The sequence below is a fragment of the Streptomyces sp. NPDC059454 genome, from assembly GCF_042749965.1.
Classification (GTDB): Bacteria; Actinomycetota; Actinomycetes; order Streptomycetales; family Streptomycetaceae; genus Streptomyces.
The window spans coordinates 1-21,804 of the sequence record NZ_JBHYVC010000076.1; the positions used below are offsets into that span (position 1 = coordinate 1).

A 21,804-nucleotide genomic window follows, 5' to 3' on the forward strand; every position below is an offset into this window, starting at 1 on the left:
GTACTGCAGGGGGGACCCTGTGGGAGAGTAGGACGCCGCCGAACAAATATTGGAGAATACCCCCGTGCCATTCGGCACGGGGGTATTCTGCGTTTCAGGACGGCTCCACCAGTTTCGTGTCGTACGCCAGGATCACCGCCTGGACGCGGTCCCGTGAGCCGGTCTTCGCGAGTATCCGGCCCACGTGGGTTTTCACCGTGGATTCGGCGAGGTGGAGGCGGGTGGCGATCTCGGTGTTCGTCCAGCCCTTTCCGATGACCGTGAGGATCTCGCGTTCCCGCTCCGTGAGGGTGGACAGACGTGCGTCGTCGGAGGGAACGTCCACGGTGCCGTGGCCGGTCGGCAGATGCCGGGCGTAGGCGTCGAGGAGGCGGCGGGTCAGGCTGGGGGCGACGACCGCGTCCCCGGTCGCCACGGAGCGGATGCCGGAGAGGAGTTCCTCCGGCTGGGCGTCCTTGACGAGGAAGCCGGAGGCGCCCGCGCGGAGGCCGGCGTAGGCGTACTCGTCCAGGTCGAACGTCGTCAGGATGAGGACGCGGGTGCGGTCGCCGGTGACGACGATGCGACGGGTCGCCTCGATGCCGTCCAGGCCGGGCATGCGGATGTCCATCAGGACCACGTCGGGGTGCAGCTCCGCCGTCATGCGGACCGCTTCGGCGCCGTTCGCCGCCTCGCCCAGGACGGTGAGGTCGTCCTGGCTCTCCAGGAGCATGCGGAAGCCGAAGCGCTGGAGGGGCTGGTCGTCGGCGATGAGGACGGTGGTCACTGCGGGGTTTCCTCCGGGAGGTGTAGATGGACGCGCCAGCCCCGCTCGGGGTGGGGGCCGGCCTCGAGTGTGCCGCCGTACAGGGCGGTTCGTTCACGCATGCCGGGGAGACCACGGCCGTCGGCGGCGGCGGGCGTCCCGAGGGTTCCCGTGTCGGTGATGGTGACCGTGACGGCACCCCTGTCGCCGTGGACGATGGAGATCTCCGAGGTGGCGTCGGGGCCGGCGTGCTTGAGGGTGTTGGTGAGGGCTTCCTGGACGACGCGGTAGACGGTGAGCTGGCGGCCCGGGGAGAGGGTGGACCGGCCCTCGACGGTGATGTGGACGGGCAGGCCCGCGTTGCGGACGCCGTCGATGAGCCGGTCCAGGTCGGTGAGGGCCGGCTGGGGGGCCAGTTCCGCGGGGTGGGCCGCTGTCCCCTCGTCCTTCAGGACGTCCAGGAGGCGGCGGAGTTCGCCGAGCGCCTGACGGCTGGTCGTGCCGATGGCGTCCAGGGCCTGGGCGGCGCGTTCCGGGGACTTGCCGGCCGCGTACCTGCCGCCGTCGGCCAGGCCCGTGATGACGGAGAGGTTGTGGCCGATGATGTCGTGCATCTCGCGGGCGATGCGGGCGCGTTCGGCGGCGGCGGCGAGTTGGGCCTGCTGGTCGCGTTCGATCTCCAGGCGGCGGGCGCGGTCCTCCAGGGCCTTGGTGTAGTTCTGCCGGGTACGGACCGTGATGCCGATGAGGACGACCACGAGGACGGACGTCAGCTGGGAGCCGATCTGCTGGTTCACGTGGTCGCCCTCGCCGTAGCGGGCCGTAGCGATCACCACGGGTGTGAGCACGAGGGCTGTGGACCACCACAGATCGCGCAGGGGGAGGCGCAGGGCGATGTGGTAGATGACGAGGAGTTGGAGCAGCGCCGCCTGGAGTGCGGCGCCGGACCAGGCGTTGACCAGGGCGAACGGGACCATGGCGAGCAGGACCGCCACGGGGTGGGTGCGGCGCCGCAGGAGGGGGACGGACAGGCCGAGGCTCAGGACGAGGAGGAGCGGGCCGGGGGTGTCCGGGTCGTGGGTGATGGTGCGCCAGCCGCCGCTGGTGTAGTCGACGAGGGCGGCCGTCACCCAGAAGCCGGTGACGTGCAGGTCCCACAGCAGCGGGTGGCGTCGGTCGAAGGCGCGCACCCGCTGGTTGACGCGCTGCAGGTACTGGGTGAGGGGTTCCGTCGTCCGTACCCCCGTCGCCGGAGCCCTCTGGTCGTTCGTCACGGGGTCCATGGTCGTGGGTGCGTCCGTCGGGGGGAACACGGTGGACGGCACGGGGTCAGACGTCCCGGCGGCGCAGGGTCGTCGCCGCCACGGTGAGGGAGGCCGCCGCCCACAGGGCGAGGGTGAGCAGGGCCGTGCCGGGGGAGGCGGTGTCGGCGGCGGTGAGGGACTGCAGGGCCTGGGCGGGGAAGTGATCGACGGCGTCGTCGACGACGGCGTACGGGAGCATCGCCAGGACTTCCGGCACGATCATGACGAGGCCGATGTACGCGCCGATGGCCAGGGGGATCGAACGGGTCACGGCGCCGAAGCCGAGGGCCGTCACGGCGAGGAGGGTGAGGGCCACCGCGTTGCCGACGAGGCCGCGCAGGACGCCGGGGTCGCCGAGGGCGGCGGACTGGTCGGTGTCGGTGAGGAAGGCCTGGGCCAGGGGGAAGGTGAGCAGGTTGGTCAGCAGGCACAGGGGGAGGGTGACGGCGGCCAGGACGGCGGCCTTGGACCACAGGACGGGCAGGCGGCGCGGTACGGCCGTCATGGTGGCGCGGATCTGGCCGGTGGAGTACTCGCCGGCGGTGGCGAGGATGCCCAGGACGGCCAGGTTGACGGTGGCGAACTGGGTGCCGAGGAGGACGAAGACGACCGTGTCGAGGCCGCCCTCGCCGGTGCCGTCGTAGGCCGCGCCGATGCCGATGCCCATGGCGAGGGTGAGGGCGCTGGTGGCGGCCAGGTTGACCCAGGTGGAGCGGAGCGTCCACAGCTTGTGCCATTCGGAGTGCAGGACGCGGGCCGGGGTCACCCGGGGGGGCCGGCCGGTGGCGGGGGCGGCGGTGGTCATGCGGCTGCTCCTTCCAGGGCGGCGGGGTACTCGACCGCGTCGTGGGTGAGGTCCATGAACGCCTCCTCCAGGGAGGCGGTGTTCGGGGTGAGTTCGAAGAGCGGAATGCCGTGGGCGGCGGCCGTGCGGCCGATGTGCTCGGCGTCGGTGCCGTGCACGGTGAGGCTGCCGGGGGAGTCGGTGGTGACCGTGACGCCGGGGGCGGTGAGGTGGCGTACGAGGTCGGAGGCCTGCGGGGTGACGACCTTGACGGTGCCCGCGCCCGAGTGGCGTACGAAGTCGGTGACCGTGGTGTCGGCGAGGAGCCGGCCGCGGCCGATGATGACCAGGTGGTCGGCGGTGAGGGCCGTCTCGCTCATCAGATGGGAGGAGACCAGGACCGTACGGCCCTCGGCGGCCAGGGACTTGAGGAGGGTGCGGATCCACAGGACGCCCTCGGGGTCGAGGCCGTTGACCGGCTCGTCGAGGATGACCGTGGCCGGGTCGCCGAGGAGCGCGGCGGCGATGCCGAGGCGCTGGCCCATGCCGAGGGAGAAGCCCTTGACCCGGCGGTGGGCCACGTCGGTCAGGCCGGTGAGGCCCAGGACGTGCTCGACGCGGCTCTTCGGGATGCCGTGGGTGAGGGCGAGGGCGCGCAGGTGGTGGTGGGCGGTGCGGCCGGGGTGGACGGAGCGGGCCTCCAGCAGGGCGCCGACCTCGGTGAGGGGTGCGGGGTGGGCGGAGTAGGCGCGGCCGCCGACGGTGGCACGGCCGCGGGTGGGGGCGTCCAGGCCGAGGATCATCCGCATGGTGGTGGACTTTCCGGCGCCGTTCGGGCCGAGGAAGCCGGTGACGGTGCCGGGGTGGACGGTGAAGGACAGGTCGGTGACGACGGTCCGGTCTCCGTAGCGTTTGGTGAGGTCCTGTGCCGTAATCATGCTTCGATGCTCGGCCGTGCGGGGGCGGCGGGCGTCGGACCGTCGGCCGTATTCGGGGCGAGGCGGTGGTACCCCGGTACTACGGTGGCGGGAGCGTACGGCGGACGGGCACTCGGTGGGGGTGCGGGCTGTTCGCCGGAGCGTGTGCGGGGCGTGCGGCCGAGTGGGTTCGCTCCCGCTCGGTCCGGTCGACCGCCCGGGATCAGACCGGCAGTTCGGCGTGGGGCCAGCGGGTTCTGGCCTGTTCGCGGGAGCGGAGCAGGGCCAGGGTGGGCATGCCGCGGTCCGCGCCGGTGGCGAGCAGTTCCGGGAGCTGGGGGAGCGGGGCCACGGCCGCCACGTCGTCCAGGACGAGGGTGAGTGGTGGGTCGAGCCGACCGGAGGATGACCGTTCGGCCATGCGCCGGCCGTGCTCGACCACGTGTGAGGCGAGGGCCGTCAGCAGGGGCATCGCACCCGGGCTGGTGCGGGGGTCCTCGATGGATTCACCCACGACATAGAGCGTGCCCCCTTCATGGACGAAGGAATCCAAGGCGAGGGCATCATTTCGGTTGGGAGTGCAGGCCTCGCGGACGTTGACCGTGGAGAGCGCGGCCAGGGCGCGGGTGGTCAGCTGCTGGGCCATGTCCCGGCGCTCGGGGTGCGCGGTGAGGGCCGCCTCGAGTTCGCCGGCGGCGCCGGGGGCGGCCTTGGGGTTGGTACGGAGGATGCGTACGGCGTCGTGCACCTGGAGGCCCTGGGACCAGCGGTGGACGTGGCGGACCGTACGGCCGTCGACGGCGGCGGCGTGCACGTAGCTGCGGAGCAGGGTCTCCGCGGTGTCGCTGACCGCCTGGTCGAGGCGGGAGGTGGGACGTACGGGGGTGAGGAGTGCGGCTGCTCTGGCCTTGGCCGTGTCCTTGTCCTCGCAGCCGGCCGTGGGGGACCAGTGGAGGCGGGCCGGGGTGTCGCAGAGGTGGGTGGGGTCGTAGAGGTGGGTGGGGCCGAGTTTGGCGCGGGCGTCCTTGGTGTCGTGCCAGAGGGTGGGGTTGGAGGTGAGGACGAGGGCGGGGCCCTCCGCGTCGCGTACGGCCTGGGCCGCGGTGGGGTGGCGGGTGGCCGGGGGGCCGTAGAGCAGCCCCGCGCCTTCGGCGAGGGGTGTGTCGCGCTCACTCGCCCGTTCACCCCTGGACAGGGAAGTGAGCGCCGCTTCCTGCGGCGCGGATGACTGCCGAGGTGCCGGTGTCTGGACCGGCTCCGGTGCCGGCGTCTCCTGCCCGGGCCCTCTTGGTGTCGGTACCTCGTGCAGGTGCTTCGGCGTCGGCTCCGGCTCCGGATGCCGTTCGGGCAGGTGCTTCGGCATGACTCCCGTCGCCCGCTCCGCCCGGCGTCGTGCCCGTACCGCTCTCCAACGGGCCACCGTGCCCACGGCGAACACCGTCAGGACGGCCAGGATCATCAGCTGGCCGATGAGCAGGCCCCAGAAGAGGCCGTACCCCGAGAGGGCGGCCTCCGGGGTGTCCGGCCAGGCGCCGGGGAGGTCCTGCGGGTCGGCGACGAGGTGGCGCACGGCCACCGGCGTGCGGGCGAAGGTGACGCCGGACGGCCAGTGGCCGTGGGCGAAGAGGCCCGCGAGGCCCGTGGCCGTCCACACCATCGTGGTGATGCCGAGGAGGAACGCGAGGATGCCGATCAGCAGCCCGTCGGGGATGCCGCCGCCCCGGCCGCCGGCCCGGCCGTGCTCACGGTGATCGTCCGGTCTCACGCGTCCTCCCCCTACGCCACCGTCGATTCGGAGTCGCCGACGTGTTGCTCCACGAAGGCCGCCGCCCGTTCCTCCGCCTCCCGTTCGGCGGCGCGCAGGGCGTCGTCGTTGAAGTCGGCGGAGGACTGGGTCATCGCGCGGTCGGTGAAGACCAGCGGGCGTTCGGTCTCGGTGACCAGGTGTTTGACCACCTGGACGTTGCCGTTGACGTCCCACACCGCGATACCGGGCGTCAGCGTCGGAATGATCTCCATCGCCCACCTGGGCAGGCCGAGGACCCGGCCGGTCGCCCTCGCCTCGTCCGCCTTCTGGGCGTAGATGGTCCGGGTCGACGCCATCTTCAGGATGGCCGCCGCCTCCTTCGCCGCGGCCCCGTCCACCACGTCGGACAGGTGGTGGACGACCGCGACGAACGACAGGCCGAGCCGCCGGCCGAACTTCAGCAGCCGCTGGAACAGCTGGGCGACGAACGGGCTGTTGATGATGTGCCAGGCCTCCTCGACCAGGAAGATGCGCTTCTTCCGGTCGGGGCGGATCCAGGTGTGCTCCAGCCACACGCCGACGATCGCCATCAGGATCGGCATGGCGATGGAGTTGCGGTCGATGTGGGACAGGTCGAAGACGATGAGCGGCGCGTCGAGGTCGATGCCGACGGTCGTGGGGCCGTCGAACATGCCGCGCAGGTCACCGTCGACCAGGCGGTCCAGGACCAGGGCGACGTCCAGGCCCCACGCCCGTACGTCGTCTATGGCGACGTTCATCGCCTCCGCGGACTCCGGTTCCGGGTGGCGCAGCCGCTCCACGATGTCGGAGAGGACCGGCTGGCGTTCGACGATCGTCTCGTTGACGTAGGCGTGCGCGACCTTGAGGGCGAAGCCGGAACGCTCGTCCAGGCCGTGCCCCATCGCGACCTCGATGATGGTCCGGAGCAGGGCGAGCTGCCCGGTGGTCGTGATCGACGGGTCCAGGGGGTTGAGCCGGATGCCCTGGTCGAGCGCGGCCATCGGGTCCAGCCGGATCGGCGTTATCCCCAGCTCCCGCGCGATGAGGTTCCACTCACCGGCGCCGTCCTCGCCCTGCGCGTCCAGGACGACGACCTGGCGGTCGCGGAAGCGCAGCTGGCGCAGGACGTACGTCTTCTCCAGGGCCGACTTGCCGTTGCCGGACTCACCGAGGACCAGCCAGTGCGGGGCGGGGAGCTGCTGGCCGTAGAGCTGGAAGGGGTCGTAGATGTAGCCCTTGCCGGAGTAGACCTCGCGGCCGATGATGACGCCGGAGTCGCCGAGGCCGGGGGCGGCGGTCGGGAGGTAGACCGCCTGCGCCTGGCCCGTGGAGGTGCGCACCGGCAGCCGTGTCGTCTCGACCTTCCCGAACAGGAAGGACGTGAAGGCGTCGGTGACGACGGACAGCGGATCCCGCATATCGGCTCAGCCCCTACCTTCGAATGCCGGTGGCGAACGGGAGTGTGTTCACGAACGCGCGGTGGTGCTCGCGGTCGCACCACTCCAGCTTCAGGTACGACTTTCCGGCCGACGCCCGTATGGTCCGCTTGTCGCGGGCCAGGGCCTCGGGATTGCGGGAGGAGACGGTGATGTAGCCGACCAGGTTGACGCCGGCCGCGCCGCTGGCGAGGTCCTCGCCGCGCTGGTCCAGGCGGCTGTGGGCGGCCATGTCGCGCGGGTCGACGGTGCGGTTCATCTTGGCGGCGCGGGACGCCTCCGCCACGTCGTTGGTCTTCTCGGTCAGCATCCGCTCGATGGCGACCTCGGTGGGTTCGAGGTCCATGGTGACGGCGACCGTGCGGATCACGTCCGGGGTGTGGACGAGCAGCGGGGCCAGGAAGTTGACGCCCACCGGGGTCATCGGCCACTCCTTGATCCAGGCCGTGGCGTGGCACCAGGGGGCGCGGGTGACGGATTCGCGGGTCTTGGCCTGGAGGTAGGTGGGCTCCATGGCGTCCAGCTCGGCCGGCCAGGCGTTGCGCTGCGTCATCGCCTGGATGTGGTCGATCGGGTGGTCCGGGTCGTACATGCCGTGGATCAGCGAGGACAGCCTGCTCTGGCCGAGCGGCTGCCGTACGCGGATGTCGGCCTCCTGGAGCCGGGAGCAGATGTCGGTCAGCTCACGGGCCATGACGACGGCGAGCCCCGCGTCCCGGTCCACCTTGCCGCCGCCCTGGCTGCGCATCGCGCGGGCCATGGCGTTGGCCTCGGCGGCCAGTTCGCGTGTGTAGTGCATGCAGGCGACGAGGTAGGCGCGGTGCTGCTCGCTGCTGGTCGACACCATCGACTGGAGCTGGTCGTACGACTGCTGCAGCCATGGTGGCGACTTGTCGTCCCCGCGGACGGCGACGTCCTTGGCGTGCGCGTCGGGGTCGGCGGGCAGGGTGCGGGCGAGCATCTGGATGCGGGTCACGAAGCCGTCGCCGTTGGCGACGTGCTTCAGCAGCGTGCCGAAGCGGTCGACGAGGGCTTCCTGGTCCTCGGAGTCGCGCAGGCCGACGCCGGGCCCTTCGATCTCGATGGCGGCGGTGACGGTCTTGCGGTCCGCGTGCAGCAGTACGGCGATCTCGTCCGGCCCGAAGGGTGCGGCGAGCCAGGTGATCCTGCCGATTCCCGGCGGCGACCCGATCTCCACCTCGCGCCCGTCCAGCCGGGTGCCGGCCTCGACGGCACCGGAGCGGTAGGTGGTGCCGCGGCGCACGGTGCGCTTGTAGCTGCGGTTGATCTCGAACCATTTGTAGAAGGTGCGGCCCTTGTACGGCACGTACACCGCGGCCAGCGCCAGCATCGGGAGGCCCGCGAGCAGCACGATCCGCACGGACAGGACGGGGACGAGCAGTCCGCACATCATGCCGAGGAACGCGCCCACGACGATCAGCGCGATCTCACCGGTCTCGCGATTACGGCCGACGATCGCGTTCGGCCGGGCGCGGCCGATCAGATACGTACGGCGGGGCGTGACCGGATGGGACAAGTGGGACTCGGTCGTCAACGCCCTTCACCTCCCGTGCTGTTGGTGCTGCTGTTGCGGGTGTTGCTGGCGTGGGGGGTGTTCACCGGGCTGCTCGAGCGGGGTGCGGGGGCGGCGGATCCGCCGCTGTTGGACGGGCGCGAGCTGTGCGCGGCGACTCCGCCGGAGACGGGGTTGGAGGGGCGGGGGCCGGTGGACTGGCCCCCGCCTCCGTGGTTGTTGTCGGCGCGGCTGCTGTGGGTCTTGATGCCCTGGGCGACCAGGTTCGCCGGGGAACTCATGACGGCGGCGGCCTTGCCTTCGGCGCCCTGCATGAGTCGGTTGTTGCGGGAGTTGGCGAGTTCGTCGCCGAAGCCGGGGACGAAGCGGTAGATCATCGCCGACGCGAAGATGGCGAGCAGGATGATCGCCAGCCCGGAGACCACGGCGGAGAAGGCGTCGGGCCCGTCCTCGGCGGAGAGTGCCCCGGCGAGGCCGAGCACGATCACGATGACGGGCTTCACGAGGATCACGGCGATCATGATGCCCGCCCAGCGGCGGACGTGGCCCCACAGGTTCTTGTCCACGAGGCCGGCGTAGACGACGGTGCCGAGGAGGGCGCCGACGTAGAGCAGGGCGGCGCGGATGACGAGTTCCAGCCACAGGACGCCGGCGGCGAGGATGGAGACGAGGGAGACGACGATCAGCATGATCGGTCCGCCGCCGATGTCGTCGCCCTTCTCGAGAGCGCCGGAGAACGTGCCGAAGAACGTGTCCGTCTGGTCGCCGGTCGCCTTCGCCAAGACCTCGGTGACGCCGTCGGTCGCCGACACGACGGTGTAGAGGATCAGCGGGGTGAAGGCGGAGGCGAGGACGGTGAGCCAGAGGAAGCCGATCGCCTCGGAGAGGGCGGTGGCGAGGGGGACGCCTCGCACCGCGCGCTTGGCGACCGCGAGCAGCCAGAGGAGGAGCGTCAGGATCGTCGACGCGGCGAAGACGACGGCGTACTGCTGGCGGAACTGGGGGTTCGTGAAGTCGACGTTCGCGGTTTCCTCGACGGCCTTGCTGAGCTGCTTGACGGTCCAGGAGGCGGCGTCTGCGCAACCCTGGGCGAGGGAGGCGAGGGGGTCGAGGGCGGAGGTGGGGTCGTTGAGGGTGGAGGAGTCGCCGGTGGAGCTGCTGCCTCTTTCGCCTCGTTCGCAGTAGTCCTTGGCGGGGCCGTGAATCAGGTCACAGGGGTCGTTGCTGTCCGTGGGCGTGGGCGTGGGTGCAGCGAAAGCCCGCGTGGCGAAGACGACTGCAGTCGCCTGTACGGTCGCGACGGCACCGGTCAGTTTGAGCAGGCGGTGGTTAGCGGGCATACGTGAACCCTCCGTACTCCTCGACGGCCTTCGCCATCTCGTCCGCGCTGGAGGCCCGCTCATCACCGGGAACCGGTGTGGGGCCGTCCTTCTGAGAGTGGGTCACGATCTTCCAGTCGTTGTTGGCCCACTCAAGCTGCATGGTGATGGTGAACCAACTGTTGGTGACCGGATTGGTGGAGCTTTCGCCCGCCAGCCCCAGAAGGCCGCTACACCAGACCTCTACTGTTGCCGCGTCGGCGGACGACGCGGTGACCTTGGTGCCGATCGGGCTGGTACGCGAGACGAACGTGTGGCCCTTCGGTGTGGTGCCGTCGTCGTTGAGGCCCACGTTCTTGTTGAACTCCGGCGTGTACGCCTTGTCCAGCATCGCCTCGAATTCCGCGACGCGGCCGGGAACGATGATCGACTGAAGGATGACGTCTCGCCGGGCTTTGTCGAACATTTCGGCAGAACCCAGCGCCACCGCGTAGTTCGCCGCCGCGCTCTCCGCCCCCTGCCGGTCATGGGCGAAGCCCGACGGGATGCCGGACGCCTTCGTGTCCACCGGCTTTTCCCCGGACGGGGCCGTCGCCGCCGACTTGGGGGAGTCGTCGCCCTCCTCCGCGGCGGAATCGCCGTCTCCACGGTTCGCGAAGGCGATTGCCGCGATCAGGAGGACCACCACGCCGACCACCGTCACCAGGCTGCGTGACGAAGAACGGCCACCTCTGCGCGCACCGCCGTACGGGTCGCCGCCCCTTTCCGGCAGGCGGGTGCGGGTCTGGCCCGTGTCGTCTCCGAGACTCATACCGCGTACGCCCCCTCAGCTTCGTGCGGAAACACCTCGTGCTCCGCGTACTCCATGTACGACGGTAGCCGTGCTGGTCCCCGCGCGGGCGCGGTGTGGTGACTGGACATCAGGGAAACGCAACCTCAGCCGGTGGGCACGACGGGCGGGTGGGGTGGAGGGAGTGCCGGGCGTGCCCGGACGGGAGCGATGGGGCGGGGCTACACGGCCATTCCGTACACGATGGTGAACAGCGTGCCGAGCGAGCCGATGATGAAGACGCCCGTGAGCCCCGCGATGATGAGGCCCTTGCCCTGTTCGGCACTGAACGTGTCCCTCAACGCCGTGGCGCCGATGCGCTGTTTGGCCGCCCCCCAGATGGCGATGCCCAGGCAGATGAGGATGGCGACCGCCATGACCACTTCGATCATGATCTTGGCCTCGTTGCCCAGACTGCCGAAGGGGCCCCAATCCGGAGCGATCCCGCCGATAATGGTGTTGATGTCTCCCTCGTCGGCCGCGAAGAACATGTAAGTCACCGCCCCTGTATGGGTAGTTCCGCATCCCCTGCGGTGGTGCAGAGGTCAGGCCTTATTGTCGCTGACGATGACGCTGTCGCATGTCGACTTGGCGTCATCCGTTGGCGGGTTTCGTACGAATAGCTTGCCACCGGCGCGCGCCGGACTCCGACAGGGGCGCGCTCCGATGGGTGAAGAGTCGTATCGTCACTCTGTGTATCACGCTGGGTGACGCCGGACAACGAGGTGTGTTCAGCGCGACGTGAGTCCGTGCAGCAGGATGCGGACCAGTTTCCCGTGCCGCCGTGCTGTGACGCGCAGGCTGCCGGCCTGGGCGACCTGGATATGACCGTCAGTCACATTCTCTCGGTGCGCCTGCGTTCAGTCCGGGTCGGCGAACCCGGTGATGCGGGGCTTTCTCGAGGTCGGCACCAGTGTTCTTCGTGCAGGGCGACAGGGGCGGTGCGCTGCCCGCGCTCCGTGCCGTGACACAGGACCTTTCCGGGCGGCGAGCGACCCGTAGGCGGTACGGCGGCTGTGGCGGGTCGGAGGGTGGTGGCGGCCCCTGCTCGGCGAGGTGCCCGGTCTTCGTGTGGGGCCGGTTGGCGGTCTGGTGCCCTCTGCCGGTCGGTAGGGGGAGGGCGCGGACTGACCCGCTCACTTGAAAAGCGTGAGCATTTCGGGCTCCGTTGTCCTGATGCTGCTCATTTGAGTGACTGGGTGGCGTTTCCCTGTCCGTTGCTCACGTTTTTCAGCAGGGGGTGTCTTCCCCGGCCCCGCGTGGCCCCGTCGAGGTGAGGCGGGAGGAGGCCCGCCTGGACGACGGGCCCGGCGCAAGGTGATCGACCAGCGGACCGGGCGGTCCACCTCGATCAGCCCGGGGTCCGGCAGCTCGACCGTGCCGCGGGGAGGGCCGGTGCGGCTGTGGAGTACCTGCTCTTCCTCATTCATGAGCGAGCGGTGTGTGAGACGCGCGGATCCCTTGCCCTCTTCCAGCTTCAGCGTGGCGCGCACACCGGTGTACCGGTCCGTATGTCCACCGTGCCGCGCGGTCCGCCAAAATCGCCCTCCGTTCCGGCAGTCCTACGCCACGAAGTGGTCGAACTCGCCGGCCCGGACGCCGCGCACGAAGATCTCCCAGCGGCGGCGGTCGGTGGTGACGGTGGGTGCGCCCGGGGCGTGGAGGCGGACGGTGCGGTCGTCGTCGCCGGCGATGGTCACTTCGAGAGCAGGCGTCCGGGAGCCCCGGTGCGGTTCTTCCTTGAGGGAGTGGAGAAGGCCACGGAAGGCGTCGGGAGTGGTGGTGAGGATGGCTCCGCTGGGGTCGGCGGACTCGGTTATGTGTATCCCGGTGGGGGTTGCGGCAACGTGCACGCAGGAATCACCCGAGCCGCATAGGGATGACTTCTGCCAGTTGAGTCCGGGCATCGCGTTTCCTTTCACAGGTCTCGGAGGAGGTGGTTGATGACATCGCGTGACTTCTCCGGGGCGAGCGCCCGGGAGTCCAAGCGGTCGAGCAGAATCCGGTACATGTCCAGCTGAGCCTCGGCGTCGAGGAACACGGGCCCGTGGGACTGGTCGAGATGGACGGTGTCGAGCTGGGGGATGGGCCCGTGCGAGTAGAAGATTGACTGTCCCGACCCCGGAAAGCCTCCGGCAGCGAACGGCAGCACCCTGATGGTGATGTGCTCCCGCTCGCTCATGTCCAACAGGTGTTGCAGCTGCGCGCGGGCGATCGCCGGACCGCCGAACTGCATGCGCAGCGCGGCCTCGTGAATCACCGCGTGGTACGGGGCGGCGGAGGCGCGGTACAGCACGGCCTGGCGTTTGATGCGGAAGGACACTCGGTGCTCGATGTCCGGAGGTGGGAACTCGGGCACGACCTGCCGGAACAGTTCGCGTGCGTGTTCGGTGGTCTGAAGCAAGCCGGGGATGTGGACGGTCACGGCACCACGCAGGCGGGTCGCGTGGTGCTCGACTTCGGCCAGGTCCAGAAGCGCGGCGGGGAGAATCTCGCGGTACTCCTCCCACCAGCCGCGCTTGCGGTCTGTGGTCATGTCGCTGAGGGCTTGGACGAGTACGGGATCACCGCACTTGTAGTGATGGGCCAGGGTGCGTACGCGTTCCGGGCTCACGCCGATGCGTCCGGCTTCCGTATTGCTGATCTGGTTCTGCTTCACACCGAGCAGTTGACCGGCCTCTGTGGCGGTGAGCCCCGCACGTTCGCGCAGTTTCCGCAGCTCGGCGCCAAGTCGGAGCTGACGACCGGTCGGGCTGGTTCTCACGGTTCCTGACGCCCCCTCGGCGCTACGGTCACCCACACGGGTGGAAGCTAATGCAGATCTGGAGAACTGGCTAATGTGTTAGCTGAACGCGGCTAGCTTAGTTGCAGGCGCCCCGCCCAGAAGCGCACCGATCGACGGGTCGGCATGCCACTGGGCAACTGTCCGCACTCACCCGACTGACCTCACGGATCGGAGACTTCCATGCCCACCGTATCCCCGCCCTGGTCGTACACCCTGCACCTCTCGCGTGATCCACGCTCACCGGGGATCGCCCGTTCGACCCTGCGGTCCGTGCTGGCCGCCTACGAGCTCGGCGAACTCGCCCCCACGGCCGAGCTGATCGCCTCGGAGCTGCTGACCAACGCCCATCTGCACACCGGCGGACCGTACGCGCTGTACATCCGGCCCACGGCGTCCGGTCAACTCCGTTTGGGGGTCTGGGACAAGGACGCGACCATCCCCTCCGGACTGGGCGCCGGCTTCGCTCACGGCGTCATGCCGCACGGGGCCTCGGAGGGCGGGCGGGGCCTGGCCCTCGTAAGGGCGTACGCCGACTCCTGGGGCGCATCGCTGCTGGGCGAACCGGGGAGATCCTCCGGCGGGAAGGTGCTGTGGGCGGAATGCGGCTGGGCCGGTCCGTGATCACCAGGTCGGCCCGCGTCAACCCTGCTGTGTGGCAAGGTCGTTTCCGTGGACGCATTGAAGGCTCAGGATCCCGCGCGAATAGGCACGTACACGCTGCTGGCCCGCCTCGGTGCGGGCGGGATGGGACAGGTCTACCTCGGGCGGTCGCCCGGCGGCCGACTGGTGGCGATCAAGGTGATCCGGGACGAGATCACCGATCACCCCGAGGCACTCGCGCGTTTCAGGCGTGAAGTGGAGACCGTACGCCTGGTTCGGAGTGCGTACACCGCGAACCTGATCGACGCCTCGTTGGATTCGGCCCCTTACTGGCTGGCGACCGAATACGTGTCAGGCCCGACGCTGAGCAAGGCGGTGGGGGCGAGGGGGCCGATGCCGCCCGAGACCTGCCGGCGCCTGTTCGCGGCGCTGGCGGAAGGTCTCGCGGCGGTGCACGAGCAAGGGGTCACGCACCGGGACCTCAAGCCGCAGAACGTACTCCTCGCCACGCAAGGGCCGCAGCTCATCGACTTCGGCATCGCCCGAGGAGCAGGGCAGACGGCACTCACCGAGGCGGGGTCCGCTCCGGGCACGCCCGGCTTCACCGCGCCCGAGGTGCTGATGCGCAATGAGGTCGGGCCCGCCGCCGACGTGTTCGCGCTCGGGGCGACGATCGCGTACGCGGCGACGGGCAGGCCCCCGTTCGGGTCCGGCGAACCGGCCACGGTCAGCTACCGCGCGGTGCACGAACCGATCGAGCTCGCCGGTGTGGAGACCGAACTGGCCGGCCTGATCCAGCACTGTGTGGCCAAGGACCCGGCGGCGCGTCCGCAGCTCGCCGAGGTGATCGTGCGGTGCCGCGTGCTGGCAGCCCTCGTCGAGGACCCCTTCTACACGGGACTGGCCGGCTTGACCGAGGCGCTGCCGGTGGTGGCTGCGGCCGTCTCACCGCCGCCGGTACACCCGCCGGCGGTGGGGCTGCACGACCTGCCGACGTCCGCGTCCACGCACGCGCCCGGGTACACACCCACGCAGGTGAGTCCTCCGGCCTCACCGGTGCGGCGCCGTCCCGCACCGTGGCTCATCGCCGTGACGGCGGGGCTCGTGGCCGCAGCGGTGACGGTGGCGTTCGTCCTGCTGCCCGACCGGGGCGAGGGCGACGCTGACGCAGACGGCAAGGAGACGACCGGGGCCGCGCGACCCGGTGCCACGTCGAAGGCCCCCACCACGCCGGGCCGCGAGCAGCCGGAGGCCCAGCCGCCTGCCTACGTGCAGGAGACGAATCCGAACCGTGACTACTGGACGCCGGACGCCGCTTCGACGGACGGCCAGGGAGCGTGTCAGCTGCCCGCAGAGGAACGCAGCCAGCACTTCCAGGCATCCGTCTCCGACGCGGAGTCCGACGCGCCGTACACCTCCGGCAAGGGACGGATCGGGATTCGTCTGGGGAACGCCGTGCCGGAGGACGGGGCGTCGTACTACGTGTCGGTCGCCGTCAAGCCGCCGCACGAGATCGACGCGGACACGGGCCGGCCGATCGAGGGCGCACGGTTCGGGAACCTGAGCCTCGGCTACACCAGCAAGCCGGTCGACCTCTACGAGGGCCTCCGCGACGAGGCGTCCGCCCCGTGGGTGTGGCTGACCTACCCGGACGACTTCCAGGAGGTCATGAACGGCGAGAAGTACGCGGACGCCATCCCGGTCGAGAACGACCCCGGCAACTGGACCGTGCTCTTCCTCCATGTCCAGGGGCCGAAGCAGTACGCCACCATCGATTGCCGCGGGTTTGTCGCGAAGTAGCTCACACGGCCACCCTTCAGACTGGTAAATGACCCATAAACCGGGGTGCGGTAGGGGAGAGTTGGAGCGTGCGAAAGGTATGGGTGGCCGGTGGCGCCGCCATCGGGTTGGGGCTGAGCTTCGTCATGCTGCTCGCCGTCGGCGTCTACGTCGTGGCCGGCAACCTCGTCAACGGTGTGGGCGGTGCGGGCAAGACACTCGCCAAGGGGTCGGTGCCCGCCGCCTACCAGATGCTTGTTCAGAAGTGGGGCAACCTCTGCCCGGCCATCAACCCGGCGTTGCTCGCCGCGCAGCTCTACCAGGAGAGCGGGTGGGACCCGGACGTCGTCAGCCACGCCGACGCACGGGGCATCGCCCAGTTCATTCCCGGTACCTGGGCCGCCCACGGCATCGACGGGGACGGCGACGGCGACCGTGACATCTGGGACCCGAATGACGCGATTCCATCGGCCGCTTCGTACGACTGCGAACTCGCGAAGTACGTGAAGGACGTGCCGGGGGACGTAACGAACAACATGCTCGCCGCCTACAACGCGGGGGCATACCGGGTGATCAGCTCGGGTGGGGTTCCCGCGATCACCGAGACGCGGAACTACGTCAAGCGGATCCGGGCGCTGGAGGAGAGCTTCGCCGCGCCGGTGGGGCGGGTCGATCCGTCGAAGCAGGCCGCCGGGGCCATCGCGTACGCGCAGAAGAAGCTCGGCACGTTGTATCTGTGGGGCGGTAACGGTACGCCTGAGCAGGGCGGACGGTTCGACTGCTCGGGGTTGACCAAGGCCGCGTACGAGAGCGTGGGGATCACGCTGCCACGGGTGGCCAACGACCAGTACAACGCGGGGCCGCATCCGAAACGGGACGAACTGCTGCCGGGCGATCTGGTGTTCTTCTCGGACGATCTCACCAATTCCCGGGCCATCCGGCATGTGGGTATTTATGTCGGCGGCGGGTACATGATCGACGCGCCCCGAACCGGGGCCGTGATCCGATTCGACCCGATCGACACGCCTGACTACTTCGGTGCCACCCGCGTCACCGAAGATGGCGCGAAAGCACTCCCCACCACGGTGTGAGCGGAGCGTCAACCCTCCCCCTGAGCTGCGGAGATGCATTTCTCTTCGGTAACGTCTGCGTGATCATTCGGTGGAGTGTGGAACGTATCAACGGGGACCGTGCGTTCCTGTTGTCGTAGCCGATCGAACGAGCGGATCTACAGACCACGGGGGTGGCAGGAGCGGCGTGCGAACTGTGCGCCGGAAGATATGACGAAGGGGCCGCAGCATCATGGCTGGACTCGCCGATTCCGGGTCGAACCCTGACGTCGACCTGCTCTATGACATCAATGGCCTCGCCAAGGACGCGCCGCCGTGGTTCGACCACGTCATGGAGTTCGTGGGCGAGTTCGGCCTGCTGTTCGCCTTGCTGGCACTGCTGGTGTGGTGCTGGTGGGGCGTCAGGCGACGGGGCGGCGAGGATGCGGCCCCGGCCGTGGCGGCCCTGGTGTGGGCCCCGCTCGCGGCGGGCGTCGCGGTCCTGGTGAACGTGCCGATCCGCGGGTTCGTGGAGAGGCGCCGGCCCTTCCTCGACCATGAGGGGCTCGAAGTCCTGGTCGACGGCAAGAACGACTACTCGTTCGTCAGCGACCACGCGACACTCTGCATGGCGCTGGCGGTGGGGCTGTTCCTGGTCAACCGGCGGCTCGGGATCATCGGGCTGGTGCTGGGGCTGCTGGGCGGGTTCATCCGGGTCTACATGGGTGTGCACTACCCGACGGACGTCGTGGGCGGGCTCGCGCTCGGTACGGCCGTCGCGCTGCTGCTCTCGCCGCTCGCCATGGCGCTGCTGACGCCGCTGATGCGGGCGGTCGAGCGGTCGCCGCGGGGCGGGTGGCTGGTTTCCGCGCGGCGGAAGGTCGAGCGGGGGCAGGTTGCTCCGGGGGCCGCGCGGAGCGGGGCGGCCGGGACCGAGGAGCGGGACTTGGCGGCCTGAGCAACGCTTCTGCTGCTGGGCGGGGGTGTTGCGCGGCCCGGCGTTTGCGGGGTGCCTCCCCCACTCCCGGCTTCTCCCCCACTCCCGACTTCTCCCCCACTCTCGACTTCGCTCGAGCGGGAGGGACCCCCATGAGCGGGAGGTACCCCCACCGCCCACCCGTGCCGTCCTGGGGGTGCCTCCCAGGCATTCAAGGCACGGGGGGAGGCACGACTGCCCGTGGTGACGCGGCACGATTGCCCGCGGTGACGGAGGGGCTCGTCACTCACCCGTGTGGTTCTGGGCGTCTTTTCTTGCCTGGCTTCTGGCTCTTCTGGCCGGGCCTCGCCAGCCGCAGGTGCAGTGGGCCGTGCAGAAAGGGCCCTGTTCGGTGGTGGTCGTGATGTGGTGGGCGGGAGTCGGATCGTCGTCCTGGTGCGGCACGCCGACCACGGTAACGCCCCGCTCGTCGGCGTGACGGTGCTCCTTACCGGTCGTTAACCGGACATGGCTCGGATGCGCGGCGCGGTGGCTGGATTCGGGGCGGTGTGCTGTCTGGGGCTCGGGGCCGTGGGCTGCGCGAGAAGCGACGCCGTGACCCAGGGGGTTCCCGCCGGGGATCCGGTGCGGGTGCTGCGGCAGGCCGCCGACGCGCTCGTGGACGCCGGAAGTTCCAAGGCGCGTACGTCCCTGGAGATGGCGACCGGTGGGACCCGGGTCACCATCCGGGGCGAGGGAGTGTACGACTACCGCAAGCGGCTCGGGCGGCTGAAGGTGCTGCTGCCGCAGGATCCGGCCGGGAAGGTCGTCCGGCGGCCCATTACCGAACTGCTCGCTCCCGGAGCGCTGTTCATGAAGAACCGGGGGGCCGGCGTGCCCGCCGACAAGTGGGTGCGGGTGGACACCGGGACGCTGTCCGACGGGAACCTCGTCACCGGCGGGGCCACCGATCCGTTCGCCGCCGCCGAGGTGCTGCGCGGGACACGGTCGGCGACGTTCGTGGGGCGGACCGAGGTCGCCGGGACGAAGGTGCGCCACTACCGGGGGACCGCCGACCTGCGGCAGGCCTCGCGGAATGCCTCGGACGCGAACCGGGAGGCGCTGGGCGCGGCGGCGAAGGGGTTCGCCACCGCGCGGGTGCCGTTCGACGCCTACCTCGACGACGAGGGGCGGATCCGCAAGCTCCGGCACCGGTTCAGTTTCGTCAACGGCCGGCAGGTCCGGCCCGTCGCGGTCGCCTCGACCACGCTGCTGTACGACTTCGGGGTACCGGCCGACGTGCGGATTCCCGAGGGCGAGGACATCTACGCGGGCCGGATCGCCGAGGAACGGGGCCGGGAGTGACCGGCCTGAACTAGCCCTTCCGTGCCATGCGCGGTGTGTAGGGCGCTCCCTACTCTAGGAAGTCGGTGACGACAGGGACGAGGTGAGGCGCGTGGCACCGCTCGGCGGTGGGACGGTTCCGGTTCAGGACCACGTGGCGCTCGCCGAGATCGAACTCTGCGGAGAGCTGATCATCGCCGCCTCCAATGCCGAGGAGCGGCTCAGCCTGGAGAGCATCGACGAGGTGCTGAGGGTGGCCGAGGCACGGGCCGAGTCCCCCGGGCGCTGAAGCCGGTCAGGTCCGGAGCATGCGGGCGATGGCCTGCGTCGCCTCCTTGACCTTCGCGTCGATCTCGTCGCCGCCCTTGACGGCCGCGTCCGCGACGCAGTGGCGCAGGTGCTCCTCCAGCAGTTGCAGCGCGAACGACTGCAGTGCCTTGGTGGAGGCGGACACCTGGGTGAGTATGTCGATGCAGTACACGTCCTCGTCGACCATGCGTTGCAGGCCGCGAATCTGGCCCTCGATGCGGCGCAGGCGTTTGAGGTGCTCCTGCTTCTGCTGGTGGTAGCCGTGGATGCCGCGGTCGTGATCGGTCACGATGTCCGTCGCGTCCGGGGAGGAGGGCGCGTTCGCGCCGGTCTCGGTGGTCGTCATCGCGTCCTCCTGGTGCACTGGCGGGCGACATATACCCCTGGCGGGTATATGGTAGCGAACTTTGCTGGGTATAGGCCTCTTGGCCGATGACATGCGCTGCGGCCGGAAACGGACCTCGGACCGCCCCCGTGCTCATCACTCTGCCTGATGGGCGACACTGGTGGGCGGCCCGTTAGTCGCGGCCGGATGATGCGCCTAGCATCAGCCTGACCGAAACCGATGCTCACCGAGGACCCCACGTGCGCTTTCGTCTGACCCCCAGGGAGACGAGCTTCTACGACATGTTCGCCGCGTCCGCGGACAACATCGTCACGGGCTCGAAACTCCTGATGGAATTGCTCGGGGCGGACCCCTCCGCCCGGGCCGAGATCGCAGAGCGTATGCGGGCCGCGGAACACGCAGGTGACGACGCCACGCATGCGATCTTCCACCAGTTGAACTCCTCGTTCATCACGCCGTTCGACCGCGAGGACATCTACTCCCTCGCGTCGTCCCTCGACGACATCATGGACTTCATGGAGGAGGCCGTCGACCTGGTCGTCCTCTACAACGTCGAGGAACTGCCCAAGGGCGTCGAGCAGCAGATCGAGGTCCTGGCGCGGGCCGCGGAACTGACCGCGGAGGCCATGCCGCACCTGCGCACCATGGAGAACCTCACCGAGTACTGGATCGAGGTCAACCGGCTGGAGAACCAGGCCGACCAGATCCACCGCAAGCTGCTGGCCCACCTCTTCAACGGCAAGTACGACGCGATCGAGGTGCTGAAGCTCAAGCAGATCGTGGACGTACTGGAGGAGGCGGCCGACGCCTTCGAGCACGTGGCGAACACGGTGGAGACCATCGCCGTCAAGGAGTCCTGAGCCCTTCATGGACACCTTCGCTCTGGTCGTGACCATCGGGGTCGCGCTCTTCTTCACCTACACCAACGGCTTCCACGACTCGGCGAACGCGATCGCCACATCCGTGTCGACGCGGGCGCTGACGCCCCGGGCGGCGCTGGCGATGGCGGCCGTGATGAACCTCGCCGGTGCGTTCATGGGCTCCGGGGTCGCCAAGACCGTCAGCGAGGGTGTGATCCAGACACCCGAGGGGTCCAAGGGGATGGGGATCCTCTTCGCCGCGCTGGTCGGGGCGATCGTCTGGAACCTGATCACCTGGTACTTCGGGCTGCCGTCGTCGTCGTCCCACGCGCTGTTCGGGGGCATGGTGGGGGCGGCGCTGGCCGGGGGGACGACGGTGTACTGGCACGGGGTGGTCGACAAGATCATCATTCCCATGTTCGTGTCACCGGTGGTGGGTCTGCTCGCCGGTTATCTGGTGATGACCGTGATCCTCTGGATCTTCCGGCGGGCCAATCCGCACAAGGCCAAGCGGGGGTTCCGGATCGCGCAGACCGTCTCCGCGGCGGGCATGGCGCTGGGGCACGGTCTGCAGGACGCGCAGAAGACGATGGGCATCGTGGTGATGGCGCTGGTCATCGCGGACGTCGAGGACTACGGCGATCCGATTCCGGTGTGGGTGAAGATCGCTTGTGCGGTGATGCTGTCCGCCGGAACGTACGCCGGTGGGTGGCGGATCATGCGGACGTTGGGGCGGAAGATCATTGAGTTGGATCCGCCTCAGGGGTTCGCCGCGGAGACGACGGGCGCGTCGATCATGTTCGGGTCCGCGTTCCTGTTTCACGCGCCCATCTCGACGACGCATGTGATCACGTCGGCGATCATGGGTGTGGGGGCGACGAAGCGGGTCAACGCCGTGCGGTGGGGGGTGGCCAAGAACATCGTTCTCGGGTGGTTCATCACCATGCCGGCGGCGGCTGCGGTGGCCGCGTTGTCGTTCGGGCTGGTGAATCTGCTGGTTCTGTAGCTGGTGCCGCGTGTCGGTGCTGGGCGGGGGTCGTTTCGCAGCCCGGCGTTCGCGGGGTGCCTCCCCCACTCCCGACTGCGCTCGGGCGGGGGGTACCCCCACCGCCCGCCCGTGCCGCCCCGGGGGCGCCTCCCCGTGGGGGAGGCACGACTGCCCGCGGTGACGTGGGCGGCA

The 21,804-nt window shown here is 69.7% G+C and carries 21 protein-coding genes; 8 read left to right on the forward strand and 13 right to left on the reverse strand.

All coding sequences use genetic code 11. The features are described from left to right. Positions 1-94: 94 nt before the first annotated feature. The 12 genes from ACFXAE_RS32270 to ACFXAE_RS32325 all read right to left on the reverse strand — a co-directional run bounded on the left by ACFXAE_RS32270 (position 95) and on the right by ACFXAE_RS32325 (position 13,400). Positions 95-766, reverse strand: a complete 672-nt coding sequence (locus ACFXAE_RS32270) for a response regulator (protein WP_384721921.1) — start codon at positions 764-766, stop codon at positions 95-97. Next, entirely contained in the window at positions 763-2,028 is a 1,266-nt protein-coding gene (locus tag ACFXAE_RS32275; RefSeq protein ID WP_384721924.1) for a sensor histidine kinase, read from the reverse strand. The genes ACFXAE_RS32270 and ACFXAE_RS32275 overlap by 4 nt, the downstream gene beginning before the upstream one ends. Before the next feature lie 46 nt (positions 2,029-2,074). Further along, positions 2,075-2,854, reverse strand: a complete 780-nt coding sequence (locus ACFXAE_RS32280; RefSeq protein ID WP_384721927.1) for an ABC transporter permease — start codon at positions 2,852-2,854, stop codon at positions 2,075-2,077. After that, complete coding sequence (locus ACFXAE_RS32285; protein ID WP_384721930.1) at positions 2,851-3,771, reverse strand: ABC transporter ATP-binding protein; 921 nt, start codon at positions 3,769-3,771, stop codon at positions 2,851-2,853. Before ACFXAE_RS32285 ends, ACFXAE_RS32280 begins: the two co-directional genes overlap by 4 nt. A 202-nt stretch (positions 3,772-3,973) precedes the next feature. After that, positions 3,974-5,515 (reverse strand): type IV secretory system conjugative DNA transfer family protein, encoded by a 1,542-nt coding sequence (locus tag ACFXAE_RS32290; RefSeq protein ID WP_384721933.1) that lies wholly within the window; start codon positions 5,513-5,515, stop codon positions 3,974-3,976. 11 nt (positions 5,516-5,526) lie between these two features. Continuing rightward, positions 5,527-6,936 (reverse strand): ATP-binding protein, encoded by a 1,410-nt coding sequence (locus ACFXAE_RS32295; RefSeq protein WP_384721936.1) that lies wholly within the window; start codon positions 6,934-6,936, stop codon positions 5,527-5,529. 13 nt (positions 6,937-6,949) lie between these two features. After that, positions 6,950-8,509 carry an SCO6880 family protein gene (locus ACFXAE_RS32300; protein WP_384721939.1) on the reverse strand — a complete coding sequence of 520 codons (1,560 nt, stop codon included), beginning with the start codon at positions 8,507-8,509 and terminating at the stop codon, positions 6,950-6,952. Next, positions 8,506-9,828, reverse strand: a complete 1,323-nt coding sequence (locus tag ACFXAE_RS32305) for a hypothetical protein (RefSeq protein WP_384721942.1) — start codon at positions 9,826-9,828, stop codon at positions 8,506-8,508. Before ACFXAE_RS32305 ends, ACFXAE_RS32300 begins: the two co-directional genes overlap by 4 nt. Beyond that, positions 9,818-10,618, reverse strand: coding sequence for a hypothetical protein (locus ACFXAE_RS32310; RefSeq protein WP_384721945.1), 801 nt, complete (start codon positions 10,616-10,618; stop codon positions 9,818-9,820). Before ACFXAE_RS32310 ends, ACFXAE_RS32305 begins: the two co-directional genes overlap by 11 nt. 200 nt (positions 10,619-10,818) lie before the next feature. Continuing rightward, positions 10,819-11,127 carry a hypothetical protein gene (locus ACFXAE_RS32315; RefSeq protein ID WP_030829533.1) on the reverse strand — a complete coding sequence of 103 codons (309 nt, stop codon included), beginning with the start codon at positions 11,125-11,127 and terminating at the stop codon, positions 10,819-10,821. Positions 11,128-12,198: 1,071 nt separating this feature from the next. Beyond that, positions 12,199-12,489 carry a DUF397 domain-containing protein gene (locus tag ACFXAE_RS32320; protein ID WP_384721948.1) on the reverse strand — a complete coding sequence of 97 codons (291 nt, stop codon included), beginning with the start codon at positions 12,487-12,489 and terminating at the stop codon, positions 12,199-12,201. 65 nt (positions 12,490-12,554) lie between these two features. Continuing rightward, the gene (locus tag ACFXAE_RS32325) at positions 12,555-13,400 is read right to left on the reverse strand and encodes a helix-turn-helix domain-containing protein (RefSeq protein WP_384721951.1); all 846 of its coding nucleotides are present in this window, start codon (positions 13,398-13,400) and stop codon (positions 12,555-12,557) included. 201 nt (positions 13,401-13,601) lie between these two features. Between ACFXAE_RS32325 and ACFXAE_RS32330 the strand changes: the two genes are divergently transcribed. The 6 genes from ACFXAE_RS32330 (at position 13,602) to ACFXAE_RS32355 (ending at position 19,398) form a co-directional block, all read left to right on the forward strand. After that, a complete protein-coding gene (locus tag ACFXAE_RS32330) occupies positions 13,602-14,042 on the forward strand; it encodes an ATP-binding protein (protein WP_384721956.1) in 441 nt (146 codons plus the stop codon). Positions 14,043-14,090: 48 nt separating this feature from the next. Beyond that, entirely contained in the window at positions 14,091-15,821 is a 1,731-nt protein-coding gene (locus tag ACFXAE_RS32335; RefSeq protein WP_384721959.1) for a serine/threonine-protein kinase, read from the forward strand. A gap of 68 nt (positions 15,822-15,889) precedes the next feature. Beyond that, positions 15,890-16,891: an NlpC/P60 family protein gene (locus ACFXAE_RS32340; protein WP_384721962.1), complete on the forward strand. Its 1,002-nt coding sequence runs from the start codon at positions 15,890-15,892 to the stop codon at positions 16,889-16,891. Between the two features lie 211 nt (positions 16,892-17,102). Continuing rightward, positions 17,103-17,807 (forward strand): phosphatase PAP2 family protein, encoded by a 705-nt coding sequence (locus ACFXAE_RS32345; protein ID WP_384721965.1) that lies wholly within the window; start codon positions 17,103-17,105, stop codon positions 17,805-17,807. Positions 17,808-18,293: 486 nt separating this feature from the next. Then, positions 18,294-19,130 carry a hypothetical protein gene (locus ACFXAE_RS32350; RefSeq protein WP_384721969.1) on the forward strand — a complete coding sequence of 279 codons (837 nt, stop codon included), beginning with the start codon at positions 18,294-18,296 and terminating at the stop codon, positions 19,128-19,130. Between the two features lie 82 nt (positions 19,131-19,212). Continuing rightward, positions 19,213-19,398, forward strand: a complete 186-nt coding sequence (locus ACFXAE_RS32355) for a hypothetical protein (RefSeq protein WP_384721972.1) — start codon at positions 19,213-19,215, stop codon at positions 19,396-19,398. A gap of 6 nt (positions 19,399-19,404) precedes the next feature. Here ACFXAE_RS32355 and ACFXAE_RS32360 read toward each other — a convergent pair whose 3' ends face one another. Next, positions 19,405-19,764 (reverse strand): metal-sensitive transcriptional regulator, encoded by a 360-nt coding sequence (locus ACFXAE_RS32360; protein WP_384721975.1) that lies wholly within the window; start codon positions 19,762-19,764, stop codon positions 19,405-19,407. A gap of 239 nt (positions 19,765-20,003) precedes the next feature. Here ACFXAE_RS32360 and ACFXAE_RS32365 point away from each other — a divergent pair, with 239 nt between their 5' ends. Then, a complete protein-coding gene (locus ACFXAE_RS32365; protein WP_006136311.1) occupies positions 20,004-20,624 on the forward strand; it encodes a DUF47 domain-containing protein in 621 nt (206 codons plus the stop codon). Positions 20,625-20,631: 7 nt separating this feature from the next. Continuing rightward, positions 20,632-21,630 carry a low-affinity phosphate transporter PitH gene (pitH, locus tag ACFXAE_RS32370; RefSeq protein ID WP_384721978.1) on the forward strand — a complete coding sequence of 333 codons (999 nt, stop codon included), beginning with the start codon at positions 20,632-20,634 and terminating at the stop codon, positions 21,628-21,630. Positions 21,631-21,804 lie beyond the last annotated feature (174 nt).